The sequence below is a fragment of the Virgibacillus byunsanensis genome (assembly GCF_042675965.1).
In the GTDB taxonomy this organism is placed as follows: Bacteria; Bacillota; Bacilli; order Bacillales; family Amphibacillaceae; genus Virgibacillus_R; species Virgibacillus_R byunsanensis.
The window spans coordinates 1-25,458 of record NZ_JBHTKJ010000007.1; the positions used below are offsets into that span (position 1 = coordinate 1).

20 protein-coding genes are annotated in these 25,458 nt (G+C 36.0%); 12 read left to right on the plus strand and 8 right to left on the minus strand.

The genetic code is table 11. The features are described 5' to 3' along the window. On the minus strand, window positions 1-201 hold a 201-nt coding region (locus tag ACFQ3N_RS01640; protein WP_390358946.1), incomplete at its 3' end, for a hypothetical protein. Window positions 202-561: 360 nt separating this feature from the next. Between ACFQ3N_RS01640 and ACFQ3N_RS01645 the strand changes: the two genes are divergently transcribed. The 5 genes from ACFQ3N_RS01645 to ACFQ3N_RS01665 all read left to right on the plus strand — a co-directional run bounded on the left by ACFQ3N_RS01645 (window position 562) and on the right by ACFQ3N_RS01665 (window position 7,597). After that, entirely contained in the window at window positions 562-1,422 is an 861-nt protein-coding gene (locus ACFQ3N_RS01645) for a permease (RefSeq protein WP_390358947.1), read from the plus strand. Window positions 1,423-1,535: 113 nt separating this feature from the next. After that, complete coding sequence (locus ACFQ3N_RS01650) at window positions 1,536-1,850, plus strand: hypothetical protein (protein WP_390358949.1); 315 nt, start codon at window positions 1,536-1,538, stop codon at window positions 1,848-1,850. 365 nt (window positions 1,851-2,215) lie between these two features. Then, window positions 2,216-4,684, plus strand: a complete 2,469-nt coding sequence (locus ACFQ3N_RS01655; protein WP_390358951.1) for a tetratricopeptide repeat protein — start codon at window positions 2,216-2,218, stop codon at window positions 4,682-4,684. A 381-nt stretch (window positions 4,685-5,065) separates the two neighbouring features. Then, window positions 5,066-5,434, plus strand: coding sequence for a hypothetical protein (locus ACFQ3N_RS01660; RefSeq protein WP_390358953.1), 369 nt, complete (start codon window positions 5,066-5,068; stop codon window positions 5,432-5,434). A gap of 702 nt (window positions 5,435-6,136) precedes the next feature. After that, window positions 6,137-7,597 (plus strand): APC family permease, encoded by a 1,461-nt coding sequence (locus ACFQ3N_RS01665; RefSeq protein ID WP_390359752.1) that lies wholly within the window; start codon window positions 6,137-6,139, stop codon window positions 7,595-7,597. A gap of 48 nt (window positions 7,598-7,645) precedes the next feature. On the opposite strand, the gene ACFQ3N_RS01670 is transcribed toward ACFQ3N_RS01665, so the two are convergent. Further along, complete coding sequence (locus tag ACFQ3N_RS01670; protein ID WP_390358955.1) at window positions 7,646-8,791, minus strand: S1C family serine protease; 1,146 nt, start codon at window positions 8,789-8,791, stop codon at window positions 7,646-7,648. 14 nt (window positions 8,792-8,805) lie between these two features. Beyond that, on the minus strand, window positions 8,806-10,116 hold the full coding sequence (locus ACFQ3N_RS01675; protein WP_390358957.1) for an FxLYD domain-containing protein: 1,311 nt from the start codon (window positions 10,114-10,116) through the stop codon (window positions 8,806-8,808). A 309-nt stretch (window positions 10,117-10,425) separates the two neighbouring features. Between ACFQ3N_RS01675 and galU the strand changes: the two genes are divergently transcribed. The 6 genes from galU (at window position 10,426) to pssE (ending at window position 16,160) form a co-directional block, all read left to right on the plus strand. Continuing rightward, window positions 10,426-11,301: a UTP--glucose-1-phosphate uridylyltransferase GalU gene (gene galU, locus ACFQ3N_RS01680; RefSeq protein ID WP_390358958.1), complete on the plus strand. Its 876-nt coding sequence runs from the start codon at window positions 10,426-10,428 to the stop codon at window positions 11,299-11,301. Window positions 11,302-11,321: 20 nt separating this feature from the next. Beyond that, window positions 11,322-12,629, plus strand: a complete 1,308-nt coding sequence (locus tag ACFQ3N_RS01685) for a UDP-glucose dehydrogenase family protein (RefSeq protein WP_390358960.1) — start codon at window positions 11,322-11,324, stop codon at window positions 12,627-12,629. A gap of 117 nt (window positions 12,630-12,746) precedes the next feature. After that, window positions 12,747-14,081 (plus strand): O-antigen ligase family protein, encoded by a 1,335-nt coding sequence (locus ACFQ3N_RS01690; RefSeq protein WP_390358962.1) that lies wholly within the window; start codon window positions 12,747-12,749, stop codon window positions 14,079-14,081. An 18-nt stretch (window positions 14,082-14,099) separates the two neighbouring features. Further along, entirely contained in the window at window positions 14,100-15,200 is a 1,101-nt protein-coding gene (locus tag ACFQ3N_RS01695) for a glycosyltransferase (RefSeq protein WP_390358964.1), read from the plus strand. A 13-nt stretch (window positions 15,201-15,213) separates the two neighbouring features. Beyond that, entirely contained in the window at window positions 15,214-15,684 is a 471-nt protein-coding gene (pssD, locus tag ACFQ3N_RS01700) for a PssD/Cps14F family polysaccharide biosynthesis glycosyltransferase (RefSeq protein ID WP_390358966.1), read from the plus strand. Beyond that, the gene (pssE, locus tag ACFQ3N_RS01705) at window positions 15,681-16,160 is read left to right on the plus strand and encodes a PssE/Cps14G family polysaccharide biosynthesis glycosyltransferase (RefSeq protein WP_390358968.1); all 480 of its coding nucleotides are present in this window, start codon (window positions 15,681-15,683) and stop codon (window positions 16,158-16,160) included. Before pssD ends, pssE begins: the two co-directional genes overlap by 4 nt. Window positions 16,161-16,193: 33 nt before the next feature. Here the strand turns inward: pssE and ACFQ3N_RS01710 are convergent, their stop codons facing one another. The 5 genes from ACFQ3N_RS01710 to ACFQ3N_RS01730 form a co-directional block, all read right to left on the minus strand. Further along, the gene (locus tag ACFQ3N_RS01710; protein ID WP_390358969.1) at window positions 16,194-17,351 is read right to left on the minus strand and encodes a CDP-glycerol glycerophosphotransferase family protein; all 1,158 of its coding nucleotides are present in this window, start codon (window positions 17,349-17,351) and stop codon (window positions 16,194-16,196) included. Continuing rightward, the gene (gene tagD, locus ACFQ3N_RS01715; protein ID WP_390358971.1) at window positions 17,344-17,736 is read right to left on the minus strand and encodes a glycerol-3-phosphate cytidylyltransferase; all 393 of its coding nucleotides are present in this window, start codon (window positions 17,734-17,736) and stop codon (window positions 17,344-17,346) included. The genes ACFQ3N_RS01710 and tagD (ACFQ3N_RS01715) overlap by 8 nt, the downstream gene beginning before the upstream one ends. 122 nt (window positions 17,737-17,858) lie before the next feature. Beyond that, entirely contained in the window at window positions 17,859-19,043 is a 1,185-nt protein-coding gene (locus tag ACFQ3N_RS01720; protein ID WP_390358973.1) for a CDP-glycerol glycerophosphotransferase family protein, read from the minus strand. After that, on the minus strand, window positions 19,036-19,434 hold the full coding sequence (gene tagD / locus ACFQ3N_RS01725) for a glycerol-3-phosphate cytidylyltransferase (protein ID WP_390359754.1): 399 nt from the start codon (window positions 19,432-19,434) through the stop codon (window positions 19,036-19,038). The genes ACFQ3N_RS01720 and tagD (ACFQ3N_RS01725) overlap by 8 nt, the downstream gene beginning before the upstream one ends. Before the next feature lie 234 nt (window positions 19,435-19,668). After that, on the minus strand, window positions 19,669-22,356 hold the full coding sequence (locus ACFQ3N_RS01730) for an SH3 domain-containing protein (RefSeq protein WP_390358975.1): 2,688 nt from the start codon (window positions 22,354-22,356) through the stop codon (window positions 19,669-19,671). A gap of 450 nt (window positions 22,357-22,806) precedes the next feature. Here ACFQ3N_RS01730 and ACFQ3N_RS01735 point away from each other — a divergent pair, with 450 nt between their 5' ends. Beyond that, entirely contained in the window at window positions 22,807-25,443 is a 2,637-nt protein-coding gene (locus ACFQ3N_RS01735; protein ID WP_390358976.1) for a CDP-glycerol glycerophosphotransferase family protein, read from the plus strand. The last annotated feature ends 15 nt before the right edge of the window (window positions 25,444-25,458 follow it).

Consider the following 25,458-nt stretch of genomic DNA (forward strand, 5'->3'; position numbering starts at 1 on the left):
ACGCGCCAGAACGGAATAAACACGCGCCAGAACGGAATAAACACGCGCCAGAACGGAATAAACACGCAGCCAGAACGGAATAAACACGCGCCAGAACGGAATAAACACGCGCCAGAACGGAATAAACACGCGCCAGAACGGAATAAACACGCGCCAGAACGGAATAAACACGCGCCAGAACGGAATAAACTCGCGCCACATCTCATGAAACCCGCGCCGAAGGGTTATCCTTCAACAAGCAGTGATCTTTCCTGTCGAAAAGTTTTCCCACTAAAACAGTTGCATTTATAACTTTTTGGTATATAATAACATTAAATCAAATATATTTGATTTATAGAAGTGATTACAGAGTTGAAATTAAATAAAGGAACTTCTAGTGATCGAAATACGCTTGATCAAACGTTTGATCAAATTTTTTATACAGTACAGTACATTAATAAAAGGTGATCTAGTATATTTTTTTCAAAATAAATCAACTTAATTTGATTTAATGCTAAAACAGCGTGCTTATATATTTTTACACAATACATCAAAAAAAATTGATTAAAAGGAGGCACTAAGATGGAAACATTAAAAAGCTTTTTATTTATTGCTCTTGAATTAACAGCTTTATTTTTCATCATCACATTCGCCCTAAGTGCACTTCAAGCCTACATTCCATACAAAAAAATCGAGGGTTATCTTAGTCAGAGCAATACATGGGTGGGAATTATTGCTGCCTTAGTTTTCGCTTTTATTACACCATTCTGCTCATGCTCAACCATACCCGTTATTGTAAATATGCTTCGGAAAAATATGCCATTTTCGATTACAATGATCTTTCTATTCGCATCACCAGTCCTTGACCCGACCATCCTTACCCTTATGGGCGTCATCCTTGGCTGGAAAGTAGCGATCATCTACACCGTGGTTACAGCAGTATTCTCAGTCATTGTCGGACTCACATTAAACAAACTGGGCTTTTCCCGCTACGTCAAAAACGTCACAATGACCGGGTATGAAGAGGAAGAAAAGAAATTCAACTGGAAAAACGCCTGGAACGAAACGCTGACTTTAATGAAAACAGTGTATCCCTATTTACTCATTGGTGCAGGAATCGGCGCAGTCATTCACGGATTAATGCCAACCGAATGGATCTCACAGTGGCTTGGCCAGGAATCATGGTGGATCGTTCCAATTGCGGCAGTCATCGGAATCCCGTTATACATTCGCCTTTCGAGCATGATCCCCATATCACATGTGTTTATCATGAAAGGAATGGCGCTCGGGCCAGTCATGGCAATGATGATCAGTTCAGCGGGAGCGAGCCTGCCAGAATTAATTCTCTTAAAATCAATCTTTCAAAAACAACTAGTCATCGCGTTCGTAGCATCTGTTATAAGCTTGGCGACCATTTCAGGATTTATCTTTTACCTAGTTTAACGATGGGAGGTGACGAGAATGAAAGACTTACTTGCTAAGATATTCAAAACAGACAGTAAAACAGACTGCTGTGACATAAAAATTGAAGAAGTAAAGAAAGAGGTTGAGCCTTGTTGCCAGGAAAACTAACCTATCTGTTTATATTTCATGAAATGGTGAAAATTAGTATTAATAGTATAGATAAAGTAGGGAAAATGGACAGAAATAAAAATATGGAATATTATAAAAATAGTATAAAAAATAATGAGGTGGTAAAGATGGCAGCTATTCCTCAACCAAGAGAAGTTGACCAAACGACACCTATGAAACGACACGCTAATAAGGTAAACAAGAATAAAAGAAAGAATGCATTGGAGATTTCAGAGTCCATTGGTGTATACGGTGCATTTAACCGGACACTATCCGATCTCCACAAGCAAGGTAAATAGCATGTATTTTATTCTTGACGGACAACAAATAGATATGGAAGACATTACGATTCATTGGCAGAACTCCCCTTATTTCAATGAGGGGAGTTCTGCCAAGGCCTTTTTTAAATATTTGTAAATTCAAGGGTTATGGTCTAGTTCACCGAACGTACAGAAGCACGTAGATGTTTGTCTTATTTTAACGACAACTGGTTAATGACAGAGGTAAACTTAAAAATCCTGCTTTTTGTGCATAACATCTAATCTCCGAGCACCCCACCCACAAAAAATCCTCCAAAAGAACCAAGAAGTAATCTATAATAGAATAAACACTACATACATAACCAACGCAAAAAACATAGACAGTACCAAAGAGGAGGATTCTTATGCCTATCCAACCGAAATTCCAAATAGGTCGTAAAGAGCGGAAATATTTTGCCACCAAGCAATTTACCGACCGGAACATTCCAAGAGAATTATTTCTGCATAAAGTTAACGCAATCAAAAATAGAACCGCGGAAGAAGCGAATCATGATGTGATCATGTACTACGGGGTGGGTGGAATTGGGAAGTCCAGTCTGCAAAAACAGTTAAAAATTGAGTTACTTGAAAATGACCCCAACGCTTTATATACAGCCATTGATTTTAAAGACAGTAACTTCCACACTCCGGCCAGGGCATTGCTGGAACTGGTTCGGGAGGTTACCTTTAAACATAAAATAACGTTCCCACACTTTGAGATTGCTTATTCTATCTACTTTTATAAACGAAATCCAGACATAACCTTTAATGAGAAAAAACTTCCATTTGAAAAAGAACTCGGCATCCTTGGCGATGTAATTAGTGTACTGGATGGCATGGGGATTGCTGGGACGATTTCGGGTATCGTTGGAAAAGTTTATGATACGAAGAAGAATTGGAACCTCAATAAAGAAGTCAAAGGCCATTTGAAAGATCTTGAAAATCTCACAGTCCAAGAAATCGAAGAGCAGCTCGTCGCCTTTTTTGCATATGACATCCAAAAAGCGATTGAGAAACACCTGATCCCAAGTACTGTAATATTCCTCGACACGTTCGAAGCACTCTGGTCAGGACTGAGCAACAAAGCAACCGTACATACGAAAGACAAATGGGTGAGAGATTTAATCGGATCATTGCCGAACGTACTATTCGTAATTTGTGGCAGGGAGTATTTGGAGTGGGAAAAATATGATAGCGACTGGAAGGACATTTTAGATCATCATATCATTGAAAACCTTGATCATCATGATGCCGCTCACTTTTTGGAAAACTGCGGGGTCGCCGAGGAAGCTATTCGCAATAAAATGATTTCTTCTAGTAGCGGGCATCCGTATCATTTGGATTTATCAGTAGATACATATTTTGAAATGAAGAATCGGGGCGAGGCAATACATGTAGAAAATTTCGGTTCCAATCAACGTGAAATTCTCGACCGTTTTTTGCAGTATTTAACCGATGAAGAAATCGAAACGTTGAAAATTATGTCCATACCAAGATTCTACAACAAGGAGATTTTTGCTCACCTGATAGCTGAGCATCCCACCGGATATCCAGTGACAAAGTATGATGACTTTAACAAGTTCTCTTTTATTACAAAAGAAAACGATAAACTGTTTATTCATGCACTAATGCGCCAAGGAATGCTCGATTATACGAGTAAGGATTTGGATGAACACGTACATCAAACGATGGCTGAACACTATGACGAAAAATTCACTGAATACGCTGCAACCACTATTAACAAAGAAAAAGAAGTGCAAGTTCTCGGGGAGAGTATCTTCCACCGGAAAGCTTTTATGAAACAAGATGCCTTTATACACTGGTTGTCTCACGACTGCCTCCCAACATTACAAAAATTACAGCTCCGCGGAGAGTCACGTTTTTTACGGGAAACGTTAGGGAACTTATACGAGGATTTAGGGGCACGAGACCTAGGCATCTCACTCCTGCAAATTTTAATCGATATGGTCCACCTGAACGGGGAGTATAAACGTGCAATCGCTATGATTGATGACTATTTTTCAGGAACCAACAGGCTTGAATCCAAGCAAGCGGCACATCTTGCTATCCGAAAAGTACATCACCAAATGTTCTTTATGCCGGTAGACCCGTTAATCCAAGAACTTTTACAATTAGAAGCGGATCTTAGAGCGAAAAATTGGCCCGCGCAATATAACGAGTTACTGTTCATGCTCGGTGGGAATTTAGGCGTATTGTCAGGTGATCTAACATTCAGCCGTAAATGGTTGATCAAATCGATTCGGCACGCCGAGCAAACAGAGCAAAACAACTACCTTTGCCGGTCGCTCCGGAAATACACCGACATTCTAAAAGAGTACGGACACCTCAGCTGGGCAAGAGCGTTTTGTGAAAAAGGAATAGAAGTAGCTAGAAATAGTGGATATGAGCGTTACGAAGCCATTCTTATATGCACTTTAGGTGACATTTATCGTATGGAAAAGAAATACGAAGTTGCCGAAGATCTATTCGAAAAAGCAATGAAAATGATCAAAAAGGTAGGCATCAAAGGATGGGAAGGCCACATTCATTCCTCATATGCCGAATTAAACTATCAAAAAGGCGACTACCAAGGGTCTGTAAATAAATACCAGGAAGCCTTGGAAATATACAAGAACATCCAGCAAAAGTGGGGCCTGATTCAAGCTAATATCGGACTGGAGCGATGCAAACTTAAAGGAGTTACAGTAGAATCAGAACATCCTTTTGACTACTGGAAAAATGAAGCTAAACGACTTAAGTATAGAAGAGAGCAGAGGCTAATAGAAGAAACGATAAGCGGAGAAACTAGTATAGTACCATTGATATTTTTATAGAAATTTACGTAGAGGAGGAATCTTAGGGTTCCTTCTTTTTAGTCTAGGAAATTATAAAATTTGGAGACTCTGGATAATTTATTGACTGTGTAAGCCACATCCAGCTCCAGCGCCCAACGACTAGTGTGCTTCCTTATCCTCCTTTCGATAAGTCAACATCGATTCGCTTTCGCTCTTCGTGTTTCCTTTATCTCACGCGGATATGGAAGATCGACTAAAACCATCGCTTTGCGCGGAAACGTCGACCCACCCGCGATGCGCGGGCGCAGCCCATACGTCGCTAAACGGGCGCTTACGCTTTTGTTCTTATTTTGAAGAAGTGTGAATACAATAGGTTATATGAAATCTATTAAATCAAATAGTTGACGAGGGGGCGGAATGTTGAAAAAGAAAGTTATTATTATTACCCTAGTTGCATTACTTTTCGGAAGTGGAGTGACATATGCTGCAGCAAATAATTATTATAGTAAATTATTAGCTGGTCAACAGGGACAAATGAAAGACATCATAGAGGAAAAATATGACGAGCGCAGTAGTGAGGTAGGAGAGCAAGTTCATCATGATATGGTTATGTTCGTTTCAACTGAACGAGATCGAATCCTTAAGGAAGCACAAGCTTATCTGAAAACAAAGATGGACATGGATCAAAAAGAACGTATGAATGAACATTCGCAGGCGATCCAGGATGAATCAGAACGTATCCTTAGAGAACTGAAATTAAAGATTGATGAACTTACAGAAGGTGAATAAGCTGTACACTACCTACATTAGATAAACTGGATTTCGGGTTTGATGAGAGACGAGAATAGAGACCTATCTGCTTAAAAGCGGAAGGTCTATTTTTATATTCTAGGAAATTATAAAATTTGGAGCCTGTGGATAATTTATTGACTGTGTAAGCCGCGTTCAGCTCCAGCGCCCGTGCTGTTAGTGGACTTCCTTATCCTCCTTACGATAAGTCAACATCGAATCGCTTACGCTCTTCGTGTTTCCTTTAAGGAAGATCGACTAACTTCGCCGCTTTGCGCGGCAACGTCGATCCACCCGCGATGCGCGGGCGCAGCCCATACGTCGCTAAACGGTCGCTTGCGCCTTTGTTCTATTACCAACTTAAGCTAACAAGGATACAATTGAACAAGCTTTTCTTATGTATGTATGGATACAACTAAGCAAACAATAACAAAGCAATGGAATTAAAATCGATTTGGGCTATCTATAAAGCCCCAGTATTCATACAAATAGACTCATAATTCCATATTTCATGAATTGAAGAGCAAAATACGGCCACATGATTCCTCAAGCCCTGATATGCCTAGCAAAACCAACATTGAGTAGCAAATCATAATTTGGTATAAAGGAGAAGTGAATAATTCGACAAGTCACAGGCATCACTCGGAATTTGTCGGAAAGAAAAAATAAAGGAGTCGAAGCATGAAAGAGCGACCGAAAAATATGGAAGAAAGAACGACGCTTAAAAAATCATTAAAGGCACACTGGGTATGGGCAATCGCCCTAGGATCCTCAATTGGTTGGGGGGCATTTGTTCAGCCAACGACCTGGATGGCAGCTGCAGGACCGTTAGGGGTAATACTCGGGTTTGTAATTGGTGCATTATTAATGATGCTAATTGCCGTAAGTTATGGATTTCTTATAAAAAGTTTCCCGGTATCAGGTGGGGAATTTGCCTATTCGTATATTAGTTTAGGCCGTACACACGCTTTTATCAGCGGATGGTTTTTAACACTTGGGTACATATGTATTGTCGCACTCAACGCATCGGCATTTGCATTAATGTTTAAATTTGTTTTCCCAGCACTAATCGAAAATTTACATTTATATCAAATCGCTGGATGGGACGTTTATGGAATGGAAATTATTATAGCATCCGTTGCCCTTGGCGTATTTGGATTTCTTAATATAAAAGGAACAGGCTTAACAGGCCGCATGCAATTTATTTTCTGTAGCATCATGATTATTGGGGTTGTTGCGATAACATTTTTAGTAGGAGCACAACCTGGCGCGGGACTTTCAAACGTTGGTCCACTATTCCCAGCAGAAACAACAGCATTTGCAGCAATTATTTCGATTGTAGCCATTGCACCATGGGCATATGTTGGGTTTGACAATATTCCACAGGCTGCAGAGGAATTTAAATTCTCATCAAAAAAAGCATTCACATTAATTATTCTAGCGATTGTTTTCGCAGCAGTACTTTACAGTCTTATGATCCTTGCAACCGCAATGACACAGCCTTGGCAAGGTCTAGTAGCAGAAGGCCAAGTATGGGGCACAGGGGCTGCGATGCAGGAAACACTAGGTACTATGGGACTAGTTATTTTAGTAACAGCACTAACGATGGGTATTTTCACCGGCTTAAATGGTTTTATCATCTCATCAAGCCGGTTACTTTTCGCTATGTCTCGTGCCAAAATCTTACCAGAAGCATTTTCAAAGCTACATCCCAAACACAAGACACCATATGTCGGAATTATTTTCACGGTGATCATTTCAATGTTCGCACCATGGTTTGGCCGTGACGCATTGTTATGGGTGGTAGACATGTCATCAATCGGTGTCACGATTGCCTATTTCTATACATGTTTTACCGCATTTTCATTATTTAGAATGAATAAAGATACTAACTTTAACCCCGAAAAACATACCGTATCACCATTGAAAAAAGTTATTTCAGCAGTCGGTATGCTAGCAAGTTTAACATTCTTATCACTCTTATTAATTCCTGGATCACCAGCATTCTTAGGAATCGAATCGAGAATCGCATTAGGTGCCTGGATTGTACTCGGTATCATCTTCTATCTTGTAAAACGGAAGGAATTCAATAACATACCAAAAGAAGAACTGAATTATCTTATCTTAGGGAATAAGGAAATTTTGGCGAAGAATAGAGAATAAATAAAGGGGACTGTCTCCCATCTATGCGTCGGGTGGGGGAACATTTCCCTAATTTATTTCTTCACCTTCACCAGTTATTAGTTTCATTTGGCCATTTTCGTATCCTACTGTATAGGTTACTTTATATTTATTATAGGTTAAGTTTCCACTTATTTGTTCTTCAGCGGTAATAATGGCAGTGACTTCTACTATTTCTCCGTCTTTAGATGAAAAAATATCATCAATGATGATTAAATTGGTATATAAATAACCATTACGAAAATGATCATATGATGTATTTGATTGCCATGAGCTTCCTAACAAGGAGTAAGCTGTTACATAGTCATCATAGTTTATGTTTTCATAAAAATAGTTTACTAGATTAAGAGCAAGGTTTTCATCGGTGGCGTATGGAACTTCTTCATTCTCAGATTCCTCTGTATGCTGGACAGCATTTGGCAGGGAAGTCATTGGATTGCTAGACCATCCTTCAATTAATGCTATAACGTTCGTAATTGGGATGCTGAACCCGATCGAACCCTGATCAGAAGCCGCTGAATTAATACCTAGCACTTCTCCAGTCGTAAGATCAATAAGTGGACCACCACTATTCCCGGGTGCAATTGGTGCGGAAATTTGGTACACATCTTCATAATGATAGGGTGCTAAATCAAAGTCACGATTAACACCACTTATAATACCATTCGTTACCGTATTTTCAAGACCGAATGGATTTCCTAGTGCAAGCACTTCATCACCGATTTCGGCTGATTCGTCTGTACGCATCTTCAATGGCTCCATCCCTTTTAACCCGTCAACTCTAACAACAGCAACATCTGTATCACCACTTATGCCAATTACCTTTCCTGAAAATTCACGTGAATCAGCAGTAGTAACATTTACATCTATAACATCAGATACAACATGGGCATTTGTTATAACATCCCCTTTGTCGTTATAAAGAAACCCAGATCCAAGAGACCCGTTTGGCACTTCGATCATTACAACACTCTTCTGATTATCATGGATAATTTCTTTCATATCTTTGGGTTCAGCAATATCACTTACAACGGCACTTGTTGGTTCACTTGCCAGGATTTTTGACGGCTCATTCAATTGCCCTGGAATGGCGTTGCTAAAATAAACATAGCCATACACACTCGCGCCCAAAATTATTACAGTGGAGATGATGCTGAACATCCACTTTATCTTCATACCCTTCACCTGCCTTATTCTAGATACCACGTTATATTATCAATCTCAACGGTAACTTCCTCATTCACATAATAGAAAACATCCTCAAATGATCCTGCTTCACCAGGGTTTAAATAATAAGGATAGACATTAGTGTAACCATCATCATAGTAATTCCCATCCACATCATATATCGTATAGTGAATTTTGACGGTATCAATCGCTTTGGTCGCTACATTTCTAACATCCCCGTAGATATAAAGATCCCCGAATTCATCCATTTCAACTTCAAAGGAGGTAAGTTCCACAGCTTCTGTGCGATTTTTTAAATCTTCCTTAGCTGCAGCTTCCATCGCTTGTTCTATCCGTTCTTGCTCAGCATTTTCAAAAGCACTCTTTGCTTGTTCAATCTCTTCCTTCAAAGAAATCAGTTGTTCATTTTCCGTTTTATATTCCAAGCCCTTATTTACGGTTACTAAAGCATTTGAAAACTGTTTATCATCCAATTCTACAGTAGCCTGATCCGTTGTTATTTGAACAATTTTATTTAAAATTTGATGACGTACTTTTTCTCCGCTATCTGTTGATAATGTTTCCATAACACTAAGTTTGTCTGCTAAAGCTTCAACAGTTGTTAAATCATCCAGTTGATTTTTTATTTTTCCAACGGTAATGGTTACTTCTTTGGAAGCTATCATCTCGTCGAATGATCCATATAGCGGACTTGAATCAGCATTTATAGTAACTTTTAAGGCGGAAAGTTGCTCTTCAGCCTCACCGTATTTTTGATTTTTGATTTTCTCATCTATATCATCGAGATTTGTCAAAACTTCATTAACCTGCATTATTATTTGTAAGTCAGCCTCTAACACATCATAGTTCGGTCGCATACTTTTCGCCTGAGTTAAAAGTCCTTTCGCATCCTCATATTCACCTTCCAAAGCCGCATCTTCAGCTGATTTTTGTAAGGCCAATACTTTATTATTAATGTCTTGTTCATAGTAGTAATAAGCGCCTAATCCACCACCGGCAAGAAGAATACTAATAATTGGAATGAGGAAAGGAAGAATGGAGGTAAAGGTGCTAGAAGATTTTCGTTTGCTTCTCTTTTGACGATCCTCTTGGCTATTATCTGTTTTTGATGGTTTAACATCATCTATTTCGTTCGTAGCTGAGTCGAGTTCATTTGTCGAGTCCTCTTCAGTAAGTTCCACATTATCATTAATGTCCAAGTCTTCTATCTCATTTTCTTCTTGTGGAACCGTCACGGGATCTACTTTTGATCCGCAGTTCATACAATAAATCGACGCTTCGTTTATCTGCTTTCCACACTGTTGACAAAACACCTGTATCCCCCCAAACCCCTAGGTAATATATATTAATATTTTAACATTTTTTTCAAATTTTAAATAGTAGCGTTTTGGAAAGGGACTGTCCTCTTTTATACAGCTAATAAATGGATGGCAACTAGGGGGATTTCAATGTCCCGCTCATCATTTGCCCTGAAGCATTACTATGGTAGAAGACATTTCATTTGTCGGTGGAACTTTCTAAAAAAGGTTCAACCATTACTAAAATGGCTTTGTCATACATAAGTATTAATAAAAGGAATCCATCTTTTTTGAAAGGCTGTTCAAATGAAGGAGGGTTGTCCGATGAAAGTCCGAAAAGCGATCATACCTGCAGCGGGATTAGGCACCCGTTTTTTACCAGCTACAAAAGCCCAGCCAAAAGAAATGCTGCCGATTGTAGATAAGCCAACGATTCAATATATTGTTGAGGAAGCAGTAAATTCAGGAATTGAAGATATCATTATCGTAACGGGAAGAGGAAAAAGGGCAATCGAGGACCATTTTGATATTTCGTATGAATTAGAAGAAGAATTGGCTAAAAAAGGAAAATTCGATAAACGGAAAATGGTTCGATCTATTTCGGAGTTAGCTAACATCCATTACATACGACAAAAAGAAGCGAAGGGTTTGGGTGACGCTATTCTTTGTGCAAATAGGTTTGTTGGTGATGAGCCGTTCGCTATTCTATTAGGGGATGACATCGTACAATCAGATCCTCCTTGTTTGGCCCAATTAATGCATGTATATGAGGAATACCAATCCTCTGTAATTGGTGTGCAAGAGGTCTCTGATGAAGCTATTTCAAAGTACGGCGTAATAGATCCCGCAGATAATCAGAATTCATATATAAGAAAAATTAACACCCTTATTGAAAAGCCAACAATTGAAACAGCACCTTCGAATTTAGCCATTATGGGCCGTTATGTTCTTACTCCAACTATCTTTGAAATTCTAAGAACATTACCACCAGGTAAAGACGGCGAAGTGCAACTAACAGATGCCATCAATATAGTAAACGAAAGAGAACAAGTCCTGTCTTATACCTTCTCTGGAAGGCGATATGACATCGGAGATAAATTAGGATTCATTCAAGCGACCATCGATTTTTCTTTAGATCGTGAAGATTTGAAATATGATGTACGTGCGTATTTAGAAAAAGTCTTAGGAACTCCAATATAATAGTAAGGCGGGATATCAACATGAATATTGCTGTAATTGGTACTGGTTATGTAGGTCTCGTTACAGGTGTGTGTTTAGCTCATATTGGTCATGATGTGACATGTATAGATATAAATGAGGAAAAAATAAAACAACTAAGAACAGGTCATTCTCCTATATACGAACAAGGCTTAGAAGAACTTTTGCAGACAACTATTCATAAAAATAACTTACATTTCACATCCAGCTTTCAAAATGGTTTAACCAATAAAGAGGTTATCTTTATAGCAGTTGGAACGCCACAAAGTGATGACGGATCCGCAGATTTATCTACACTATATACCGTTTGCGAGGAAGTTAGAAAATACATACATAGAAATACAGTGATTGTTACCAAAAGTACGGTACCTATGGGAACAAACGGACAAATAAAAACCATTATAGAACAGAAAACAGCAGAAAATATTTCGATTCAAGTCGTCTCCAATCCTGAATTCCTCCGGCAAGGATCAGCAGTCTACGATACGTTTAATGCTGATCGAATTGTCATAGGTTCTGATGATAAAGAAGCCATAAAAACGATGGAAGAACTCTATAAACCATACAAAATCCCAATTGTAAAAACAGACCTAAGAAGTGCAGAAATGATTAAATATGCAGCAAATGCTTTTTTAGCAATGAAAATAAGCTTTATCAATGAAATTGCCAACCTATGTGAACAGGTTGATGCAAATGTGGATGATGTAGCGCAGGGTATTGGAATGGATAATCGTATAGGAGAGCACTTTTTAAAGGCAGGTATTGGGTATGGGGGATCATGTTTTCCCAAGGATATGAATGCAATCATAACGCTTGGAAAAAGAAGCGGATATACCTTGTCTATATTAGAGGCTGTTAAATATGTGAACGAAAAGCAAAATGACTGGATAGCCGATAAAATCCTGAAAAGATTTGGTGATCTGAAAGGTAAAAAAATTGCTATATTAGGCTTAGCATTCAAGGCAGGGACGGATGATATGAGGAACGCCTCGTCTATTCCAGTCGTACAAAAGATAATCAGCGCAGGGGCCAACATAACTGCCTTTGATCCAGTCGCTATCAGTAATGCAAAACATATTCTTCCAAAAGAAGTAAACTACACAGAGTTATTAGAAGAAGCATTAGATCATGCTGACTGTGCAGTTATATTAACCGATTGGAAGGAAATAAAGGACTACCCAATTCATCTATTCAAACAGTATTTGGCTCATCCGATTATTTTTGATGGAAGAAACTGCCTTTCGCTACAAGCAGTGAAAGAATGTGGTATAGAATACTACTCTGTTGGAAGACCAACCATAAAGAGTTAAAAATCAAAGGTGCCCGAGCGGGTACCTTTTTCTATTCCGTTTAAACTTGGAAAAAATGACTAATAATAGGTAAAGGAATTTATCTGGTGCCTTTAGAGAAAGGGGGAGTTTCCCCTCATGAATCTGGAATTACAAAAAAATCATAAAGTAACGAGCAAAATAGAAACAATGCTTATTTATTTTTTGCTTTTACAACCTGTTTTAGATGTAATGGCTTATTTCAACATACCAGTCTCGATCGTCTTTAGAGTTTTGGCAATGGGGGTTGGCTTTATATATATACTGCTGCAGCCAAATACTAGACTTAAGAGACTATCTATTATGTATATAGCAGTCCTCGCTCTATTTATGGCAACTCACTTTATGATTAATTATATGATGAAAATTCAATTTACGGCCTCACTTGAAATGACGTATATGATAAAAACAGTATTCTTTGTTGAACTACTTATCGTGTACCTATTTGTAATGAAGTCATTTTCTATAAGAGAAAGTTGGCAAAGAATAGTGCAGGTCTGTATTTTTATTAATATGGCAATCATAGGAGTAGTAATGCTAGTAGCAAGTCTTACGAATACTGGTAAAAGAAGCTATGGTTCTCTTGCTAAAGAAGGCCATTCTGGTTGGTTTTTTTCAGGAAATGAGCTTAGTGTCATTTTGGCGATGGGCTTTAGTGTGATGATTTTGTACTTTGTTAATAGGAAAACAGTTCGACATAAAATCACGTTACTGCCCATAATCGGTCTTGTTATTTGGGCTATGCTTACAGTGGGAACGAAAGTAAGTTTTGGAGCTGTCATCATAGTGCTGGGTGTTGCCATTCTACTATCCATACTTGAAGTTATACGTCGTAAAAAAGACGTGCTTAATGTCACAATTCTTTCGACGTTATTATTGGTCACGATCGTTGTAACTCCAAGTTCGCCAATAGGTAATAATTTAAATCTTACGTTTGGATTGAATTTTACTAACGAAGAAAACGGTTCTTTTATTGACGAGGAAGATCAGCTTGAAGCCAAACAACTCCAGCAGGATTTATTAAGTGGCAGAAATGATTTCCTGAACAACGTGAAAGAGCAATACGGGAAAGCTCCACTATCTCAAAAGGTATTTGGAATGGGGATTGGTGGTAACTATGTAGATGCTCCTAAATTAATTGAAATGGATGGATTGGATTGGTACTACAACTTTGGATTCTTGGGCTTTGTACTATTAATTCTTCCGTTGGTTTATATTGGCTATCATATTTTGGCAACTATACTCAAAACCCGTTTAAACATATTAAATGTTTCCATAATTTTTGTTGGTTTATCAATTTGTTTAGGGTTAGGCAGTGCGCTGGTCGCCGGCCACGTTCTCTCATCACCTGCATCTGGTATATATTTGGCCACTTTAATTGGTTATTTATACGTTATCACGAAACAACAGAGATCCGACTACATAAAAAAATAGAAAAAGGACATGTATAAGATGACGGAAAGAGTGGAGAAAATACTAGTTATAAGTACGATGTATCCAAGTGAAACAAATCCTACCTTTGGCATCTTTGTAAAAAATCAGGTGAAAGAACTTAAGAACCGAGGACTGAGTGTAGATGTAGCAGCGGTTAATGATCCACGTGCGGGAAAATTAGTTGTTCTAAAAAAATATCTTATCTGGATACTTCAAGTGATCTATATATTACTAACCAGAGGCTGGAAATATGATGTCGTACATGCCCATTATGTTTATCCAAGCGGTCAACTAGCACTATTGTTCAAAACATTATTCCGCACCCGTATCATCGTGACTGCACATGGTGGAGACTTAGACAAAATGGCTAAAAAAGGCCAATTCTTCTTTAAACGTACAAAACAGGTTTTGCATGAAGCAGACCATGTCATAGCAGTTGGAGAAAAATTGAAGATTGATATGGTGACAGCGTTTGAAGTGAGCGAAGATAAGATTTCAGTTCTAAATATGGGTGTTAACCGCAAGATATTCACACCAATCAGCCAGGAAATCGCTAAGCGCACTCTAGAAATACCTCCACCATCCATAATGATTCTATTTGTAGGAAACATCATTAAGGCAAAAGGGATAGAAGAACTTACAGCAGCGTATCGTCACTTGAAAGAAAATTATCGTAACTTAGAGCTCCACCTAATTGGAGCCCAGAAAGAGCCAGCCTTTGTAAAACGTCTACAAGATAAAATTACAACTAATTCAATTAAGGATGTCACGATTCATCCCGCTATGGAACAAAGAGACATAGCAATCTGGATAGCTGCTGCAGATGTTTTTGTGATTCCATCATACATGGAAGGTTTTGGACTAGTTGCACTAGAAGCAATGTCCTGCCACACACCAGTAGTTGGAAGTGATGTTGGTGGGTTACATTATTTACTCCAAGACCAAGCTGGAGTATTGGTGAAGCCAAAAAATAAAACTTCTTTAAGCAACGGGATTGAATCCATACTAAAAAATGATAATTTGCGCAATGAGCTTATTGCTAATGGGGAAGAGAAAGCACAGTTGTATGACCAAGAAAAATTGATAGGACAACTTATAAAAATCTATCATCAAGAATAGGAGCGAAATAAAGTTGAACCCAAAAAAATTACTTCTTATTTCTTCTGTAGGCGGACATTTAACACAACTATTGCAGCTCGAACCCCTTTTCAAAAATTATCAATACCATATCGTAACTGAAAAGTGTGCGATTACAATGGATCTGAAGGATAAGTACCCTGTCTCTTTGCTTGTTTACGGTGCCAGAAATTATCTATTTCGGTATATATTTAAGTTTTCCTATAATATGATGAAAGCACTCTGTATTTTTATCCATAAAAGACCCGATATAATTATCACGACAGGAGCACACACAGCAGTACCAATGTGTTATATTGCTAAGCTTTTCCGGAAAAAAGTTATCTTTATCGAAAGCTTTGCGAAAACCAGCAGTCCAACCTTATCAGGAAGATTAGTTTACCCAATAGCAGATTTATTTATTGTTCAATGGGAATCAATGAAAGGGATCTATCCTAAAGCTATTTACGGGGGGTCTATCTATTGATATTAGTTGTGTTAGGTACCCATGAATTGCCATTCACAAGGCTATTAAAGGAAGTGGACCGGTTAAAGAGTGAGAACATCATCAAAGACGATATTATAGTCCAGTACGGCCATACCACATATGAAAGTGACCTGTTGACGTTAAAACAATTTGTCAGTTACAAAGAAATGGATCTATTATGTGAGCAGGCTCGAATCATTATCACACATGCAGGCACAGGTTCGATTATTACTGGTATAAAAAAGGGAAAACCCGTCATTGCGTGTGCACGTTTACAAAAATATGGTGAACATAACGACGACCATCAGCTGCAGATTGTATCGGCGTTAGTTAACCAAGAACATATTCTAAGCTGGGAAGAAGAGAAGCGGCTGGAGGATGTTATTCAACAAGCAGAAGCGTTTCAGCCTAAGCCATTTCATTCTGGCAGAGAACAGATATATCAACTAATTGAGAATTTTATAAAGGAAGTGTAACAGAGTCCCTTGTTTGAAAATAAACAGGGATTTTTATGTGTTATTATATAAAGTATTTATTAAACGTTTACTTGATTTACCGTTTGAATACTTGTTCCATTCGTTAGCAAAATCACGAACTTGCTCTAAACGGTATTCGCCATTCTTCAAAACGTCAATAAGTTCTCCAGTAGTTTTTACAACAGGTCCAGGAACAAGTTCCTCATAATCCTCCCAGAATCCTTTATTCTGTGCATACTCTTCTAAGTCATAAGCAAAAAATACCATAGGTTTGTTCAATAACGAAAATTCAAATGGGACAGAAGAGTAATCTGAAATTAAAACATCAGCAATAACGAGTAAATGGTTTATGTGTACACCACCGGAAGCGTCAAACACAAAATCAGGATACTCATTTTGTATAGACACACTAGCCTTTGGATGAAGACTGAGGAATAAAACATATTCATCGCTGAGCACTTCGTACATTTTCTCGATATCAAGTCTTAGATCACCAGCTTGCAGTCTATGATCACGGTAGGTAGGAGCATATAAAATAACCTTCTTTTCACCGATAATGGGAAATTCCTGTATTAAAAATTTTGCAGCTTCATGCTTTGCTACAGTATCAAAAAAGAAATCCGTCCTAGGGATCCCAGTTCGTAAAATACGCTTAGCAGATAAATCAAAGCTTTCTCGGAAAATAACAGCCATCTTCTCGGAACCAACTACAACAAAGTCAAATCGGCCATAAACCTTCCTGAATCGTTTACAGGCCCTAGGATGTCGGTTCTCAATAGACAGGTCTTTTAGTCCAAACTTTTTGATCGCACCGGCTGCGTGCCATAATTGAATGCATTTGGTACCTGACCTAAATTTAGTCACAGCTAAAAAACCATAATAATTATCAACAAAAACCATACGAGAAGTAGCTAAATGATAAATAGATCGAAACCAATCCATAATATGTGGGGCTTTTAATTTTATAATCGTCCTGTTTGGGTTATCTTCAAAAGTAATAAAGCATTGGTGGGTTTTTAGAATAATGATATCTTCATCTGAACATTTTTCCAACTCTCTCATAGTAAATAAAACATTTGTACAAAACGAAGCTACAAAAGTGGTTTTCTTCTTTTGGGGAAGTAACTTAAACATATTGAAAAAAAGGCGAAAGACAAAAAGGTATAAAGTAATTACAATTTCTCTAACCATTTTTATTCAAATCTGTCTTAATCTTTGTAGTAGATATTCCTATTGTTCGAGGTAAATAAACCACTTCACAATAATCTTTTAAATAATCAAATTGGCCTTTCCAATCATCTCCCATTATAAGAATATCAATATCATATTTCTTTACGTCTTCTAATTTTTGTTCCCATGTATCTTCAGCAATCACCTCATCAACATATCGAATTGATTCAAGAATAGTCTTACGTTGCTCGAAAGTATAATAAGCCTCTTTGCCTTTTAAGGCATTAAATTTATCTGAGGAGATAGCAGCTATCAAATAGCTGCCGTACTTTTTGGCACGGCGTAATAAATTTATATGTCCAGTATGGAGAATATCAAAAGTTCCATATGTGATAACTTTTTTCATAAATAAAACCCCCGTGATAAAATAAGGTTTATGTTATGTAGTAGTATGCTATATTTATGAAAAGTTAACCATAAGTTTAGGTAGAAAAAACCAGAGAGTACAGTTATAACTATACACTCTGGTTATACTTTATCTGCAACTTTATATGGTTCCTCTTCAGTGTATAAAGCATTTATTAAATGCTTACTTGAGGAGCCTTTTGAATATTGATTCCATTGATCGGCAAATACTTTCACTTGTTCCATATTAAAATTCTCACTTTTTACTACGTCGATGAGGTCTTCTGTATTTTCAACAACAGGTCCGGGAACAAGATCTTCATAATTCTCCCAAAATCCCCTTGTCTTGGCATACTCATCAAGGTCATATACAAAAAACACCATCGGCTTGTTCAATAACGAGAATTCAAACGGAATAGAGGAGTAGTCAGAGATCAAAATATCTGATACAACTAATAAATGATTCATACTAGGATAGCTTGTAACATTGAAAACAAATCCAGGGAACTTATTTTGATATTTCCCATCAACTGCGGGGTGAAGACGTAAAAATAGTACATACTCATTCTTAAATTCACGATACATCTTTTCAATGTCTAATTCTAAATCAGTATTATTAAGCTCATTATCCCGGTATGTTGGTGCATATAAAATAACTTTCTTCTTATTAATAATTGGAAAATCCTCGTGTAATGATTTTTCGGCTTCTTTTTTAGCGATCCCATCAAAAAAGAAATCACTTCTTGGTATACCAGTCCGTAAAATACGATCATTTGAAATATTGAAGCTCTGACGGAAAATAGATGCCATGCGTTCAGAACCAACAACAACAGAATCAAATCGATGGTAAACCTTTTGGAAGCGTTCATATGCACGTGAAGAACGGTTTTGAATCGATGGATCCTTTAATGCAAATTGTTTAACCGCTCCTGCAGCATGCCAAAGTTGGATACATTGTACGTTGGTATCAAATTCAGTAACAGCTAAAAACCCGTAATAATTATCAGCAATAATTTTTTCAGATGTTGCTAGGTGATAGATAGACCGAATCCAATCTATTATATTACCAGTCTCAAAGTCTAGAACTCTTCTACTCAATGAATCTTCAAAGCTTAGCCTACATTGGGAGGATTTTAGAATAACAACTTGATCATCCGTCTGTTTTTCGAGTTCCTTAATAGTGTACAAAATATTATCCCCAAACGAAGCAACAAAAGTTGTTTTCTTCTTCTGGGGAAATAGTTTAAACATATTAAAGAGTGTTCGGAAAATAGAAAGGTACACGATAATAGCAAATTCTCTAACCATTGTTAACCTCATTCAAATCAGTTTTAATTTTTGTTGTTGATATTCCGACAGTTCTTGGTAAATAAACAACTTCACAATAGTCTTTTAAGAAGTCAAATTTACCTTTCCAATCGTCTCCCATTACGAAAATATCAATCTGATGTTTCTGAACGTCAACAATTTTTTGTTCCCAGTTATGTTCGGGAATTACTTCGTCGACATAACGTATAGCTTCAAGTATAGCTTTCCGTTGTTCAAAGCTATAATATGCTTTTTTATTTTTTATTGCATTAAATTCATCAGAAGAAATTGCTACAATTAAATAATCGCCAATTTCCTTTGCGCGACGTAATATATTTATATGGCCTGTATGAAGCAAGTCGAAAGTTCCGTATGTTATTACTTTTTTCATTTTAACAACCTCCATTAAATATGACGATAAATTTATTATACTATATTCCCTTTACAGTAATTTAACAAACAGTTTTCATTTACTTAAAAATATACTATCCTATTATACAATTAAAAATGGACAAAATAAAGATACATTTACTTACCATGGAGAAGTTGATCGCAAATTTTATATAATTATATATATAATAAAAAACCAAATGCTAGATTAGTAGCATTTGGTTAATGTATGAATTTATTTTACAAAATTCATATATTCTGTTGAATTAGAGGTGGGACCAGTGCTCACCCAAGCTGTATTGTCACCGTAGTAAATTTCATACCACACGTAACCATCAGCTTCTTTTTTATCTAAATTCATGTTTGTTAATACAGCAGTAACTAGATCACCTTGTTCTAGTTGATCATCGTACTTATTATCCGATATTTGTGGGCTTTTACGGATATTCACTGTGTCCTTAGATTTTAGTAGGTTTAATAAAACAACATAATCTCCATGAACCCACCCGGTTTTACTGTTGTATTTAACGTTATACCAACTGCCATTAGTTCCAAGGATATCTAATTCAGAACCATTAGGAATGCTTCCTATAATATTATCATTGTCAGCAGAGTTTGGTGTACTTCTAAAATTCAAATCTGTTTGAGTGTTTGTTACACCAATCACACCAGCTGGATAAGTAGTAACTTTAGAATCAAGAGTTGATGAACTACCTTGCCATGTTGTACTACCCTTAGGTGCATTTTGTTGGCCAATAAAATGTGGCACTTCAAATACCAAGGTGAAATTACTTGCTACTGATTGATACATGTCATATATTTTATTGGTTTGTTTGACTGCCCACCCAACATCAGAAGCGTATTGATGAGAAGCATAATTATACTTTTCTAAATGTCCAGGATTCCATCTCATTTCATATAATGTATTCTGCCCATTATTAATATAATTTTTTGATGCAAAGGCAGCACCTTCTGTGATTGCTGTTTCAGGATCAAACCAACCGTTATCATATGCTCTTTGTGCTCCGCAGTCGTATGGACAGGAATCAAAAGCTCCTATACCATACATGTTATAAACCTTTTTAGGCGATATGTCCATTATAATAGGATTACCACTTTTGTCCTTAACAATGTTTCCGCTAGAAGTTCTCTTGGTCCAAGTGCTTACACCTTTTGCTAATGTGGAACCTCCATAACCTGTTTCCAATAATGCGTGCGATAGTAAATAAAGTTCATTAACATGATACTTATTACCACCATTTATAAATGCTTGTGCTCTTCCGGAAAGAGTACCTGTGTTATTTAAGAACTTTTGATTTAATATTGTTGCATCATTTTTATCTAATCCAGCAGAATGAGAAATATCTAAAAACTGAAAATAAGCTTTTGTACCTTCTTCAAAGTTATTAGGATGGGTATAATATTGCACCTGATTTTTGGATGCATGTTGCCATCCTTTACCACCAGTTAGATCAGTTTGGGGATTGGCATTCATTTGTGCGCCTACCATTTTATCCAACCCATAACTGTAATTTATTATATTTGTTACATCTTCAGTAGTTACATCTTCACGATGAATATACCCAATCCTAGGCTTATCATTTAAGTATACAGTAGCTTGATACCAATTTGGCGAAAAGGTTTTAAACTTTAATATACTACCCTCACCATAATCTTTTAGTACTCTTGAACTCTTAGAAGCTAGTGAATATATATTAGTAGGTTTTTTTAGTGCTCTACCCTCTAGTTTTTTATGAGTGTCATAAATACCTTCAACGTGGTTCGTGTGAATATAACCAGTTTTTGCCTTACCATTTAAGTAAACGGTAGCTTCATACCAGTTACTCGAAAATGTTTTATATTGCAGTACTGTCCCTGCATTATAAGACTTAAGAGCTTTTGATCCAGTTGTAGCTCTTGAATAAATTGGAGTTGAATTTTTTAATCCAATACCCTTCAAATTAATTTGTTCCTTAACAGCATTTTCTACATGTGATCTATGGATATATCCAGTTCTTGGTTTACCATTAAAGTACACAGTAGCCTTAAACCAGTTTTCAGTAAAAGAGCGATAGTATAGAATGCTGCCAGCAGGGTATGACTTTAATGCATTTGAAGCTGTAGAGGCCTCTAAATGAACATGAGTAGAGTCTCTAAGAGCTATTCCCTTGAAACTAGTATTCTGTTGTGATTCACCATCTACATGTGATTTGTGGATGTAACCAGTTTTAGGTGTACCATTCGTATAAATGGTGGCTTCATACCATTCGGAAGAATAAGTTCTGTAGTACAGTTTAGATCCTATGTTATATGACTTAAGTTCTTGAGAATTTGTTGAAGCCTCTTTATACACAACTGTTGGTTTTTTTAACCCTATTCCAGAAACATTACTTTGGTCTTTGACAGCATTGTCCACATGACTTTTATGGATATATCCTGTCCGCCATTTGCCGTATGCATAAACAGTTGCTTCGTACCATTGATCTGTAAAAGTTTTATAAATCAAAATGGATCCTTTTCGATACGATTTAAGTTTTCTAGAATCTGTATTAGCTTCACCATAGATTGTTGTAGGGCTTTTTAAAGCAACACCTTCTAAGTTAGTTTGTTTACTTGTAGCAGTGTCTACATCGGACTTGTTAATAAACCCTTTTTTCCAACCACCATTAGTATATACAGTTGCACTATACCAAGAAGAGTTATAAGAATCATATTTTAGTATAGTACCTTTTTGGTAATCCTTTAGTACATTCGAATTCGTTGAAGTGTTTTCGTATACGTTTGTTGGACTCTTTAAAGCAACACCTTGTAAAGAACCAGCTGCATGTATTGTATTCGTGTTAAATGGTAGGATTGATACTATGAGAACTAGCAGTAAGAAGCAACTGATTATTTGAAATGTTCTATGTTGAGATTTTCTCAATTAAACATATCCCTCCCTTTTGTGTATTCTGATGACCTTTCATTGTTGACGAAAAAAACTCCTCTCTCTTAAATAAAATTTAACAACTCTATTATCGCAATAATTGGCGAAAATGTTAATAGTTTCTTGTAAAAAAACTTGTATTCTGTGATAAAATGCTGCTTAATATCTAATTATGTCGGTTTTATTAAGTGTTTCTAATCCATTAATACTAATTAAGTTCAAGTATCTATGAGTCTATTTTATTAGGTGGTGTAAGTTAATAGTGTTTATCACTAGTTCAAATAAGCTATTTAATATTACAGCTTAAATAATTTTTAATGACACAACAGATAAATTATTGACTATGTATTATAATAAGTGGGTAGAATATGATGAGGGTAATGGGTTGTTTGCTTAGAAAATATTCTTGCACAATAATTTAAACATACATGCTAGGAGAGAATGGACGTGAAACTAAGGAAGCTATTAAAGAGAATTAAAAAACGATTAGTAAAAAAAGTAACGTTATACGAATCCACAAACCATAGTGACTTTTTGGAGTTTAAACTAAAGCTTGGTAATTTCTGGGGATTAAAAAGAAAAGTAACAATTGAATTTACCAATAGTGAAAACACTCAAACCTTGCCGTTTAAAAGAAATAAGAGTGTTCTAGTAGCAAGAGTACCAAAAAATTTCCTATATACCACTGATTCTAAAGCTACAATTAAAATTTATATAAATAATAATTTAATGTGGATAAAACCATCAGAAAATTTTGAGTATAATTCTGAATCTATTATAGCTGGAAAAAAATATTTTGGTATAATGGTTAAAAAAAATATAATACTTAGAAGTCAATTTCCTGAATTTGAATTCAGCAAAGAAAGGTTACTTTCTGATAATATAACAACAGATTATAATTCGTTGCAGTTTAGATTAGAGCATCCTCCACTGGTTAATGATAATAAAAAAATAGAAATTCATGCTTTTCAGAATAGTAAAGTAAGAGTAATTGAAGGTTTTTTTAATAATAACATCGTTGAAGCTTATGACTTTTCCATTCTTTCAATTGGTTTGTGGCAACTATTTCTTGTTGTAGATGGGGTGTTACACCCAATTAGTAATAAGAATGAACAAAAAGAAGCATTTAATACTTATAATCATAAAGTTGAAATAGTGAATAAGTATAATAATCTCTATTTGAATTTGAAGCCACATAAACTTGATAGTAGTTCTATTAACATAGATAGGTTTTCAAATGATCAAGTAACAGTTCAGATACAACCAACGAATATAAATGAAAATTTAGAATACGAACTAGTGATGAATGATACTAAAAGTAATGAAGAGTTTTTTTATTCCTTAATGAAGGATTCTCAAGGGTTAGTTGCTAAGGTCCCTTTAAAAGATATTTATGAAGTACTTTCGAATAAACGCTTTTTTGTAGTTCAATCTGGGGAAAAGTCGTTTAAATATCAAATTAATCTAAACGGTGCGTCTATAGCAGGTGACAGTACATCTTTTGAGGAAACGATTCGCTCTCAAATAGTATCTTTGTCATTTTATAAACGCAAGGATTTTTCACTTGGAATAAAGGTGAGTGAACCAAGATTAAAGAAGATGATTACAAAAATAGATAAATTTAATGTAAGTGGTACGCTAGGTTCAACATTAAATTTTATCAATTGTGACGCATATTTGTATATTGAAGAAAGAAATTCACAAGAAGCTATAAAGGTTCCAATAGAAGGGAGTTTCAACATAGATTTAAACTCACTAAATTTAATAAAATTAAAAAGTAAAGATAAAACAATTTTTGATTTTTATGTTGTAGTTTTAAATAAAGAAAAAGAAATAATAAGAAAGGAAAAAATAAAATACAAATTTTCGAACTATAAAAAGGACAATTACTATGACTATATGTCAATTGAAGATAATGATTTAAATAAACATCATTTTCTAATTACAACAACACCTTTCAATAACTTAAAAATCGAGACATTTTCGATTCCAAGTAATATTGTGGTACCCAAAGACACTTCTGTAAAGGACGGTAATATTTGGTTGTTAGGAGAAAGGTATAATACTGCTCAAGATAATGGTATTGTATTATTTAATTGGTTACAGGAAAATACAAACGTAGAATCTTATTATGTTATTGAAGGTGATTCACCTGAGTATGAAAAACTTAAAGATAACCCTAATGTGTTGGAATTCGGATCCCAGAAACATTATGATATCGCTTTTAAGGCAAAAGTCTTATTGGGGACCCATGATTTAGAAAACATTCTTCCTTATAAGCCTGCCAAAGGTTTTTTCCATTATGAAAATACGTATAAAGTATTTCTTCAGCATGGAGTATTGGGCAGGAAAAATGTTGAGTACCATAAAAAATATTACGAATTACCTTTTGATTTATTTATTGTTAGTAGTGACCCGGAAAAATATGAAGTAGTTATGGAAAAATTAGGTTATGATAAAGATGAAGTAGTTGTAACTGGATTAGCTAGGTTCGATAATTTAGATCAATTTGAAAAACCAAAAAATATCTTACTAATGCCTACATGGAGAGATTGGATAAATACGGATCAACATTTTTTGGATAGTGAATATTATACGGCGTATTCTAATCTAATTAATAACGAAAGATTATTAAATTTATTGGATGAATATAATGTGAATTTAAACTTTTACCCTCACTATCGTGCGCAGGATTATTTCCAGAAAGAGTCATCGACTTTAAACAACAGGATAAAGTTTATCCCCTTAGGTAAGTATAGTGTTCAAGAACTTTTAATTAATCATGCATTGCTTATAACCGACTTTAGTAGTGTTAGCTTTGATTTCCTGTTGTTGAATAAACCAGTTATTTATTATCATTTTGATGTAAAGCGGTTTTTCAGAAAAGGCATCTTAAGACCTGTAGAAGAAACATTTATAGGTAGAGTGGCTAATACAGAAGAAGGGATGATAGACCTTATAGAAGACAGATTAAAACATAATTTTGATAACTATGATGTTGATATTTCTAATATAATAAAGTATCAAGACAGATCAAATAGTGAACGCATATATAAAGCTGTGCGTTCAAATATTCAAGAATAACTTGTGTTTTTTAAA

Excerpts from the sequence above, each read along its gene's own strand:
- tagD (WP_390358971.1), bottom strand. The coding sequence starts at position 17,736 with ATGAAAAAAGTTATCACATATGGAACTTTTGATATTCTCCATACTGGA.
- ACFQ3N_RS01685 (WP_390358960.1), top strand. The coding sequence starts at position 11,322 with ATGAATATTGCTGTAATTGGTACTGGTTATGTAGGTCTCGTTACAGGT.
- ACFQ3N_RS01690 (WP_390358962.1), top strand. The coding sequence starts at position 12,747 with ATGAATCTGGAATTACAAAAAAATCATAAAGTAACGAGCAAAATAGAA.
- ACFQ3N_RS01695 (WP_390358964.1), top strand. The coding sequence starts at position 14,100 with ATGACGGAAAGAGTGGAGAAAATACTAGTTATAAGTACGATGTATCCA.
- tagD (WP_390359754.1), bottom strand. The coding sequence starts at position 19,434 with ATGAAAAAAGTAATAACATACGGAACTTTCGACTTGCTTCATACAGGC.
- ACFQ3N_RS01665 (WP_390359752.1), top strand. The coding sequence starts at position 6,137 with ATGGAAGAAAGAACGACGCTTAAAAAATCATTAAAGGCACACTGGGTA.
- galU (WP_390358958.1), top strand. The coding sequence starts at position 10,426 with ATGAAAGTCCGAAAAGCGATCATACCTGCAGCGGGATTAGGCACCCGT.
- ACFQ3N_RS01645 (WP_390358947.1), top strand. The coding sequence starts at position 562 with ATGGAAACATTAAAAAGCTTTTTATTTATTGCTCTTGAATTAACAGCT.
- ACFQ3N_RS01670 (WP_390358955.1), bottom strand. The coding sequence starts at position 8,791 with ATGAAGATAAAGTGGATGTTCAGCATCATCTCCACTGTAATAATTTTG.
- ACFQ3N_RS01710 (WP_390358969.1), bottom strand. The coding sequence starts at position 17,351 with ATGGTTAGAGAAATTGTAATTACTTTATACCTTTTTGTCTTTCGCCTT.
- ACFQ3N_RS01720 (WP_390358973.1), bottom strand. The coding sequence starts at position 19,043 with ATGGTTAGAGAATTTGCTATTATCGTGTACCTTTCTATTTTCCGAACA.
- ACFQ3N_RS01655 (WP_390358951.1), top strand. The coding sequence starts at position 2,216 with ATGCCTATCCAACCGAAATTCCAAATAGGTCGTAAAGAGCGGAAATAT.